Genomic DNA, 9,454 nt, shown 5'->3' with positions numbered 1-9,454 from the left:
GGGGATTATGATTTTATATCTAGATATTTCAATCCCTGGGCCGGGATTAATGAGGACCCTGTGACAGGAACTGTCCATACTCTTTTGGCTGCCTACTGGTCAGAAATATTAAAAAAAGATGAATTAAAAGCATATCAGGCATCAAAAAGAGGCGGGGAGATGCTGCTGAAGTTAAAAGATAATATGAGACTGGAAATTATAGGGGATTTTGTAATAACCTTAAAAGGTGAAATTTATTTATAGCTCAGAAAGGTCCTGAATTTTCTTTGAAAACATACAATATTGAAAGATGAGAGAGAATAAAATATTTGCGATATTGTAAAAAAACTATAAAAAAAAGTCTCAAAGTAATAATACTTTGAGACTCATTTGTGTTTGTGATTAGTTTACAGGAGTTACGTTAGCAGCTTGTGGACCTTTTTGCCCTTCTACTACGTCAAATGTAACTTCTTCTCCTTCTTCAAGAGTTTTGAATCCAGGCTTGTTGATTTCAGAGAAGTGTACGAATAAGTCGTTCCCTTCTTCTGAAGTGATGAATCCGAATCCTTTTTCTGAGTTAAACCATTTTACTGTTCCTTTTAGCATTTTAGCACCTCCAAAATTATTGTGCTTGTAACTCTCGGCTAAAATACCTTTTCAAAACCAGTCTTACAATCTGATGCTTGTATATGCGGTAGGCAAGATGCCATAAGATATTTTATTTAGTAACCTGAAGAATTAAAGCAGGATTATTATAACATTTTTACATTCTATAGACAATATATTTTTTGGTAAATCTTGTCCATATGCACTACCAAATAAGATAAGTTTTTTAGAATTTAATTTCTTTTAAGATATTAAATGCAAGGTCTTGTTTTTTCATTTCAGGAATTTCAGTTACTGAACCGTCTTTTTTTAACAATGTCACTTTGTTGTTTGCACTCTGCATATAAGTAACAAGATTTCCCACAATAAGGTCCAGATTTTTCTTTTGAAGTTTCCTGGTTGCATTTTCTATGAGATTTTCACTTTCTGCAGCAAAGCCTATAAGAAACTGTTTATTCTTTTTCTGTCCCATCTCATAAAGTATATCTGGGTTTCTGTCTAGGATTAGTATCATATCTCCGTCTTTTTTCTTTATCTTTTGTTCGGAATATTCTTTTACTTTGTAGTCAGCCACTGCAGCACAGGCAATAGCCGCATCCTGGCTGTCATAATGCTCCATGACTGCATCAAACATATCCTGTGCACTTCTTACCTGCAAGTAGTTTTTAACACCGACAGGTACAGTGAGGTTTGTAGGTCCGGAAACCAGTGTCACCTCTGCACCTAGTTTTACTGCAGCTGAAGCCAGGGAATACCCCATCTGACCAGTAGATCTGTTTGAAAGATATCTTACCGGGTCTACGGGCTCTTCTGTTCTTCCGGCAGTTATGAGAATTTTTTTACCGGCAAGAGATTTTTCAATTCCGCTGAGTTCATCTTTGATGATATCCACAATATCCTCTTCTTTTTTGAGCCTTCCCTTTGCATTTACGTTGCAGGCAAGGAAACCTTCGTCAGCCTCTATAAACTTATAACCATATCTTTTCAGTTTATCTATATTGTCCCTTAAAATCGGATTTTCATACATGTTTACATTCATTGCAAGGGCAAAGTATACAGGTGCCTTTGTGGCAGAAATAACTGTAGAAAGCATATCATCTGCGATGCCGTTTGCCACCTTACCTACCATGTTATATGTAGCAGGGGCTACGAGTACGACGTCAGCCCACTCTCCAAAAGAGATGTGCTCCACTTCAAGATTTGGCTTTTTTTCCCACATATCCACTATGACCCTGTCCCTTGCAAGGGTTTCAAGGGTGAGAGGAGTTATTATCTCTGTGGCACTTTTTGTCATGATTACTCTTACATTGTGTCCGCTCTTTTTGAGCATGGAGATTATATTTGCAGCTTTATATGCAGCTATTCCTCCTGTAACTCCCAATAATACGTTTTTTTTCATTGACTTTCACCTCATTAATAATGACAGTAATTTTTTAATGGAATTATACTACTAATTAGAAATTTTTTCAAATTTAAATGAAGTCCAATTGTGAATTTTTATATCTGTTTGTAAGATTTTTTAATTAAATATACGCGATAAATAAGTTTTTAGTGTAAAAAAAGAGGGAGATTAACTCCCCTCTCCCACTTAGATTTTTTTATTGTTCAAATATTTTATCATAATAACTGAAACGCCTACAAACACGATGCTGATTGCATGAGGTGCTCTGAATCCCATGACCATAAGGTCTTCCGCTCTGAAAAAACTTACAAAAACTCTGATGAGACTGTACATAATGACATAGATCCACCACACAGTACCTGCTGCATAGTCTTTTTTTCTGAAATAAAACCATATTAATAAAAATGCTGTGAAGTTTAAAAACATCTCATAAAGCATAGCGGGATGCAGAGGAAGGTTTGGAAACTCACTTCCTGCAGGGGAAGATTCTGGGAAGACAATTCCCCATGGGACTAGTTCTTTATATTTCATCTGTGCCTCTATACTCATCGCCCTGTACTGATTATACCAGTTGTAGAATCCAGGCTTCAGTGTGAATATGACCTTCCATGGGGTAAATGTAGGGACACCGTGAACCTCTCCGTTCATTAGATTACCAAATCTACCAATAGCCTGTCCCAGAATAAATGGAGCTGCAGCAATATCTCCTAGTTTCCACGGACTGACCTTATGCCTGTGGGCAAAGATAAAGGTACCGATAATACCACCAATGATACCACCGTGTATAGCCATTCCGCCATTCCATACAGCAGGAATCTGCATGGGATTATTAAAATAATAGTGCGGGTTGAACAGTACATAGTAAAGCCTTCCACCGATGAGACCAGATACCATTGCTGTTATAGCAAAATTTTCCAAAAGTTCAGGAGACATGTTGGCTCTTTTTGCCTCTCTTTTGGCTATTTCTATTCCTATGAAGAATGCTAGTGCATACATAAGGCCGTAATATCTCAGCTGAAAGCCCCCGATTTCAAATAATATTGGATCCATTTTATCCTCCCAAAATATTGACTTTATAGTAATTATATCATAAAAAATTAAAGAGGCAATAACAAAAGGAAACTATGATACAGTGAATTTTCATAAACTTTAAATTTTCAGTATAGAAAAGTATAATTTATAGTGTGAATGAAGGGTTTTGTAAAGCCATATTTTACAAAAAAATCTTGTGAAAAAAATATAAATTTGTTATTATTATTAAGTAAAGCAACGAGTTTTAGTGACTTTTTAAGGAGGTAAAAATGCATAATTTAGTAAGAGTGACCGATCATGTTTATTGGGTTGGAGCCAACGATAAAAAAACAGAAAGATTTGAAAATTACATGCCCCTTCCAATGGGGGTAGCATATAATTCATATGTAATCAATGATGAGAAAACTTGTGTTATTGACACAGTAGAATTTGGTGTAGAGGGGCTTTTCATGGAAAAAGTCGAGTGTGTCTTAGGTGGGAAAGACCTTGATTATATCGTAGTAAATCATATGGAGCCTGATCATTCAGGTGCTCTGAGAGACCTTATGAGAAAATATCCAAATGCCAAAGTAGTAGGGAATTCAAAAACATTCCCTATGATAAAAGCTTTTTTTCATGATGTAAATGAGGAAAGTTTTTATCTTGTAAAAGAAGGGGATATCCTGGATTTAGGAAATCATAAGCTCACTTTCGCTATGGTTCCTATGGTGCACTGGCCTGAGAGTATGGTTACTTATGACACTACAGAAAAGATCCTTTTCTCAAATGATGCTTTCGGAAGTTTCGGAGCTCTTGACGGCGGACTTTTTGATGACGAAGTAAACTTTGATTTTTATGAAGATGAGATGAGAAGATACTATGCCAACATAGTCGGTAAATACGGTATGCAGGTACAAAATGCCATAAAAAAACTAAGTTCACTGGAAATAAAATATATATGCCCGTCTCATGGTATTATGTGGAGAAGTGACATAAACAGAGTTATAACCCATTATGACTACTGGTCTAGGCTTGAGCCGGAAACAGAAGGGGTAGTTATCGTATACGGAACCATGTATGGTAATACAGCAAAGCAGGCAAATGCCATTGCGAGAGAGCTTAGTGCTCAGGGAATAAAAGAGATAAAAGTTTATGATGCGTCTAAGACGGATCATTCATTTATCATAAGTGATATATGGAAATATAAGGGGTTAATTATCGGATCATGTTCTCATAACAATGCCTTATATCCAAAAATTCAGCCACTTCTTCATAAACTGCAAAACTACGGACTAAAAAACAGATATCTCGGTATATTTGGAAATATGATGTGGAGCGGTGGAGGAGTAAGAGGAATCCAGGCCTTTGCAGATGCATTAAACGGAAATGAGATTGTAGCAGATGCTGTAGAAGTGAGAGGGAATCCTACTTTAGAAGATTATGAAAAACTTGAAAACATTGCAAGAGCAATGGCAGAAAAAATAAAGTCACACAGATAAAAGAAAAAACCCCGTAAGAGACGGGGTTTTTTCTTTTGGGAAATCCGATAATTCTTTTATAGAATAACAGGGATTTAATAGAAAAATTATTTTTTTTGAAATTGTTCCGATACGATTGTGTTTTTTTAAAATTGTCTCATCATGAAAAAATATGTTAAATTTAAAGCTCAAAATTTAATTATGGGGTGAGAAATTTAATGAAGAGATTATTGGGTGTTTTAGCAGGAATTATTATTTTTACATTTACGACCTTTGGGGCTGAAAAGGCTAATGTTGGGCTGGTTCTGTCTTCTGGAGGGCTGGGGACAGGTTTTAATCATATGGCTTATGAGGCTTTGACAAAGCTGAAAAAAGAGGGGAAAATAAATTTTAAATATGTAGAGCCGTCAAATATAAACGAGGATCTTCAGTATCTCAGAGATTTTGCCAGTACCGAAGACTATGATATTATCATAGGTATGGGGACTGTGGTAGCTGAATCTCTAAAGGTAGCTGCAAAAGAGTATCCTAAGCAAAAGTTCGGTCTTGTGGGAGCAACAATAGAGATTCCAAATACTGTTACTATAGACTTTGCAGAGCAGGAGATGTCATTCTTGGCAGGAGCTCTTTCTGCGATGATTAGTAAGACAGGTGTAGTCGGTACCATTCCTGCCATGGATAACAGGTCTTTCAACAGGTTTAAAAACGGTTTTAGACAGGGAGCTCAGTATGTCAATCCAAAAGTAAAAGTTTATAATACTTACATGCCAACTACCAGCAGCAATCCGTTTAATGATCCGGCCACAGGGAAAAATATATCACTCATGATGATGGACAGGAAAGCAGATGTAATAATGCATGTGGCAGAAGGAACAGGAAGAGGTCTTTTCCAAGCTGCAAAAGAAAGAGGTGTATATGCCATAGGATGTGACGTAGATGAAGACGGAGTCATCCCTGGAACTATACTTACCTCAGTAAGGGTAAGGATAGACAACGCTGTTTATAGCCTGGTGTCTGATCTCATAAGAGGTAAATTTAGACCTGGATATATTCAGGCTAATCTTGCAACCAACGGCGTATCACTTACAGACCTTAAGTATACAAAAGATGTCATAGGTAATGAAAAGATAACAAGGCTGAATAAAATAAAAGATGACATAATAAAGGGCAAAATAAAAGTTTCTGAATAATTTTTAAAGAGGACCCTTTCCACAACTTAATTCAAAGCGTGGAAAGTGATCCTCTTTCTTTTATATTTAAATATTCCTATTGTATGATTCGCTAATTTATTAATTAAAATTAATGATTTCTTTGATAGGATTTGCTATCTTTTTTGAAAATCAAGAAAATTTACAGAGGCATGGTATGATCATGTAATTGTATAAAAAGACGTCTGCAATAATTAAAGAGCAAAAGAACAACAATACATAAATTAAATAATCTTTAAATATAAAAGCCATAGTGATGAACATAATTATAAAAAGTCCTAAAATAACAAACACCTCACACCTAAAAGATATATATAGTAAAATATCACAAATGAATTTTTTTATCAACTGAATATTAAATATTTTTGATTTAAAGTATTTAATTTATTCGAAATCTTTTTATTGTTGTTTTTATCCGTGTTCATTCGCGGCAAATGTTTCATTATTTTCAATAAAATTTAAAGAATTATGTTAGGGAAATAATATTTGGATATTCCTTGAAATTAATGGGTTAGAATCAGAGGCTTGGGGCCGGAAACACCAGTAATAAAAGAAAAAATAAAAAAACCCTTGCAAAAGTTTTTTGGTTATGTTATTATTATTCCTGTCGGAAGACAATAATATAACGGAGCATAGCGCAGCCCGGTAGCGCACCTGCCTTGGGAGCAGGGGGTCGCAAGTTCAAATCTTGCTGTTCCGACCATTTATGCGGGAATAGCTCAGTTGGTAGAGCGTCAGCCTTCCAAGCTGAATGTCGCCAGTTCGAACCTGGTTTCCCGCTCCAACAATTTTATACTTATCTATGCGGGGGTGGCGGAATTGGCAGACGCGCTAGACTTAGGATCTAGTGTCTTTGACGTGGGAGTTCAAGTCTCCCCCTCCGCACCAATAAGAACTCAAAGCAGCTTTTCGAAGCTGTTTTTTTATTTTATAACAACTGGTTTTTTATTATACCATTCAGAAATTTGAAATTTCAAACTAGTTGTTTATTTATTTTGAATATAAGTGTGAAAATCAATATTTTTTAAGAGAGGTAACGATAATGATTTATTTTTTATTTTTAAACCATCCAAAAGGGGAAGAACTTTATAAAGTTCCATCTGAAAAAGAGGAGCAAGCCAGAAGATATTTTTCCGGGGCAGATACCATAGAAAGCAAAGTCGTAATAAGAGGTAAAAATTATAAGGCTGTAATTGATTACGGAGTTTTTTCTGCCATGACCAATTTCGACTGTTTTAACTGCAGGGATACTTGCTGTGGAGATGCCCCTTCAAAATTTGAAAATAAAACCAGAAACCTAATATTAGAGAATATAAATAAATATAATAAGCTTACTAAGAACCTGGAAATACTGGAAGATATGGGGTATAACAGAGAGGATGCAGAAGAGAGTATTAGGGAAGACGATCTTATGATTCCTGAGGAGTGTATAGGGGAAGAGATAGACCTGTGTACATGTGCATTCAGACCGGATAACGGAACTACACTGTGTGCAGCCCATTCTATCTGCCTGGAAAAAGGGATGGATGCCCGGGATGTTCTAGAGCATAAACCTGTAATATGTAGCCTGTGGCCTGTAGAGATTTTAGCTGAAGACGACCTCTCTGTACTTTACATTACCCTCCCAGATGATTTTACAAATGGTTTTACGATTGAGAATTATTATGATAAGGCCTGCATAAACATGGACTACGGGACAGGGCCTGTTTTTAAGAGAACAAATCCAAAAGGTTTTGAAGAGAAGGACTATAAACCTCTCATTATATCCTATGAAGACACTATAAAGTATATCCTGGGGGAAAAGTGTTATGAAGATATAAAAAAGAAAATTATAGAGGAAGAGTTTGTTTCTGAAGATGAATTTTACGGAGAAGAGCAGCAGCTGATAAAAAGATACTAATTTTTTTATGTTGTTAAAGATTTTTTTGAAATTGGTCAGATAAAGATTTATATGATACAATTGTAATTGATAAAAAAATTAGGTGGTGTGTAAGTTTATATGATATATTATGCTCTTTTGATTTTAGTTTTAATATTTATTTTATTGTATCTTTTAATACGGCTCAGAACTTTAGAGAATCATTTTAAAGGCAATGTCGAGGAAAACAAAAATTTCGGTTCTATGAGAAATGGGTCTACGGTATTTAAAAAGACTCTGAAAAGATCAAAAGAGAAAGCCTTGAAAAATATAGGGGCGAGATTTACAATCATCAGAAGATCTCTTTTTATCCTCTGGCTTTTAATAATGTTATTTCTGATACTCTATCCTTTTATGGGAAATTTTTCAAAGGGTGTTTTTTCTGTGTTTGCATCCACCGGTACTATCTTTTTAGGATTTGCAGCCAAACCTTTTATAGAGAATATAATAGCCGGAATGGTAATAACACTTTCAAAACAGTTTAATGTAGGAGATACAATAGTTATAAAAGACTATTATGGAGTGGTAGAGGATATAAACATGACCCATACCATAGTTAAGTTATGGGACTGGCAGAGGTTTGTCATACCAAATGTAAATATGCTGAAAGAGAATTTCATAAATTATACTCTTGTGGATGAGTCCCAGTGGGCCAAGGTAGAGTTTTGGATATCCTATGAATCGGACATGGAGATAGTAAAAGAACTTGCAATAAAAGTGGCCAGAGAAAATTCATATGTAAATCTCAGCAATGAACCCCATTTTTGGGTGATGGATATGACTTCCGAAAATATAAAGTGCTGGGTTGCAGGTCTCACAGATTCCCCGGCAAACGGATGGTCTTTTAAAAATGAATTTAGGTTTAAATTTTATACAGAACTAAAAAAACGTAATATAAAACCTCATTTTAAATATGTCGTTTTAAATGAAGAGTTTGAAAAAGAGGGCATAGGTAAAAGAATTTAGAGTATTTAAAGTCAGAATCATTTCCTGGTATGATTCTGGCTTTTTTTATTAAGATAAAACTATTTGGCAGTAGTTGACAGCTTTTGTAAAAACACATTTATTTTATTATGAAAATTCTTATAAAAAACTGAAAAAGTTCTTTTGGGATAAACAAGTGTAAAAAAAATATAATACAAAAATGAAAAAATAAAAAACTTTTTTTTGGAATCATGTGATTTTATACAGGGTTGAAAGTGTGTTTTATGCTTATTAAATAAAGGTTATATTATTTTTTTATTTTTAAATTTTGTAATTTTATAGTTTCTGATTTAAACGCGCATAAGAAAAGTTTGATTCAGCTTAATTATTTTAGTTGACATTACAACGTCATTTTGTTAAAATTCTACATAACACAGGAAACAAAGGGAATTAACGAAAAGGAGGAAGGAAGATGATAATAGCCAACACTATTCTAATATCTCTACTGCTATCTCTGCTGCTGGTCCTACTACTAGTACTAAACCAACCAAGTAGAATAGAGATAAACAGTGTTAGGAGCTTAAGTCATTTGTCTCCAACCCTTTTAAACAGAGGGTTTGTTTCGTTATAACCAGATACAAGGTTTGATGAGTGGGGAAAATTGAGTATTGGGGATTATTAAGCAGCCTACTAGGCTGCTTTTTTTATACAGTTTGAGAAGAATAAAGGGGGAAGAAATGAGAAAAGTGAAGATTTTTGACACAACTCTTAGGGACGGGGAGCAAACACCAGGAGTTAACCTTTCAATCGAGGAAAAATTGACAATTGCGAGAAATCTAGAGGATCTTAATGTGGACATTATAGAGGCTGGATTTGCAATAGCTTCAGAAGCTGATTTTGAAGCCATAAGAGAAGTAGCAAGAGCAGT

At 35.0% G+C, this 9,454-nt stretch carries 8 protein-coding genes, 3 tRNA genes and 1 pseudogene; 9 read left to right on the top strand and 3 right to left on the bottom strand.

Translation table 11 applies throughout. The annotated features are described in order from the left end of the window. On the top strand, positions 1-243 hold a 243-nt coding region (locus tag ABZA26_RS02620), incomplete at its 5' end, for a PhzF family phenazine biosynthesis protein (RefSeq protein ID WP_372712968.1). 138 nt (positions 244-381) lie between these two features. Here ABZA26_RS02620 and ABZA26_RS02615 read toward each other — a convergent pair. The 3 genes from ABZA26_RS02615 to lgt form a co-directional block, all read right to left on the bottom strand. Beyond that, complete coding sequence (locus tag ABZA26_RS02615) at positions 382-585, bottom strand: cold-shock protein (RefSeq protein ID WP_319202478.1); 204 nt, start codon at positions 583-585, stop codon at positions 382-384. A gap of 226 nt (positions 586-811) precedes the next feature. Continuing rightward, positions 812-1,984: a bifunctional phosphopantothenoylcysteine decarboxylase/phosphopantothenate--cysteine ligase CoaBC gene (coaBC, locus tag ABZA26_RS02610; protein WP_372712966.1), complete on the bottom strand. Its 1,173-nt coding sequence runs from the start codon at positions 1,982-1,984 to the stop codon at positions 812-814. A gap of 189 nt (positions 1,985-2,173) precedes the next feature. Next, complete coding sequence (lgt, locus tag ABZA26_RS02605; protein ID WP_372712965.1) at positions 2,174-3,037, bottom strand: prolipoprotein diacylglyceryl transferase; 864 nt, start codon at positions 3,035-3,037, stop codon at positions 2,174-2,176. A gap of 251 nt (positions 3,038-3,288) precedes the next feature. Here lgt and ABZA26_RS02600 point away from each other — a divergent pair, with 251 nt between their 5' ends. The 8 genes and pseudogenes from ABZA26_RS02600 to ABZA26_RS02565 form a co-directional block, all read left to right on the top strand. Beyond that, positions 3,289-4,497 (top strand): FprA family A-type flavoprotein, encoded by a 1,209-nt coding sequence (locus ABZA26_RS02600; RefSeq protein ID WP_372712964.1) that lies wholly within the window; start codon positions 3,289-3,291, stop codon positions 4,495-4,497. 197 nt (positions 4,498-4,694) lie between these two features. Beyond that, on the top strand, positions 4,695-5,666 hold the full coding sequence (locus tag ABZA26_RS02595) for a BMP family protein (protein ID WP_372712963.1): 972 nt from the start codon (positions 4,695-4,697) through the stop codon (positions 5,664-5,666). Positions 5,667-6,310: 644 nt separating this feature from the next. Next, positions 6,311-6,387 (top strand) — tRNA-Pro (locus tag ABZA26_RS02590). Between the two features lie 5 nt (positions 6,388-6,392). Next, positions 6,393-6,468 (top strand) — tRNA-Gly (locus ABZA26_RS02585). A 20-nt stretch (positions 6,469-6,488) separates the two neighbouring features. Next, a tRNA-Leu gene (locus ABZA26_RS02580) sits at positions 6,489-6,572 on the top strand. Positions 6,573-6,726: 154 nt separating this feature from the next. Beyond that, on the top strand, positions 6,727-7,584 hold the full coding sequence (locus tag ABZA26_RS02575) for a hypothetical protein (RefSeq protein ID WP_372712962.1): 858 nt from the start codon (positions 6,727-6,729) through the stop codon (positions 7,582-7,584). Between the two features lie 222 nt (positions 7,585-7,806). After that, positions 7,807-8,568: a mechanosensitive ion channel family protein gene (locus ABZA26_RS02570; protein ID WP_372712961.1), complete on the top strand. Its 762-nt coding sequence runs from the start codon at positions 7,807-7,809 to the stop codon at positions 8,566-8,568. A 695-nt stretch (positions 8,569-9,263) separates the two neighbouring features. After that, positions 9,264-9,454 (top strand): annotated as a pseudogene (locus tag ABZA26_RS02565) (2-isopropylmalate synthase); the annotation flags it as partial.

Source organism: Ilyobacter sp. (assembly GCF_041583315.1).
Classification (GTDB): domain Bacteria; phylum Fusobacteriota; class Fusobacteriia; order Fusobacteriales; family Fusobacteriaceae; genus Ilyobacter.
This window is presented reverse-complemented; position numbering and strand designations above follow the sequence as displayed.